Raw genomic sequence first — 243 nt, 5'->3', positions numbered from 1 at the left:
TCTGATCGGCAGAAATAAACAGATCGGCCGGTGCGCCTGCTTCAATCTGGCGCGCCAGCGTGGAAGAAGAAGCAAAAGAAGAAACGACATCAACGTTCTTCTCTTTTTTATATTCTGCGGCAATATCCTGCATCGCGTTCGTTAACGACGCCGCTGCAAACACTGTGATTTTACCTTCATCCGCCAGTGCATGTCCGGCAACAGAAAGAGAAAGTGTTGCCCCTGCAAACAAGCGTAACCATG

1 protein-coding gene is annotated in these 243 nt (G+C 49.4%); it reads right to left on the bottom strand.

Annotated features, from left to right (window positions below; translation table 11 throughout):
* On the bottom strand, window positions 1-243 hold a 243-nt coding region (gene modA / locus FDX22_RS20245; RefSeq protein WP_146717686.1), incomplete at both ends, for a molybdate ABC transporter substrate-binding protein.

It is taken from the genome of Citrobacter sp. TBCS-14, from assembly GCF_005280805.1.
Taxonomy (GTDB): Bacteria; Pseudomonadota; Gammaproteobacteria; order Enterobacterales; family Enterobacteriaceae; genus Citrobacter; species Citrobacter gillenii.
This window is presented reverse-complemented; position numbering and strand designations above follow the sequence as displayed.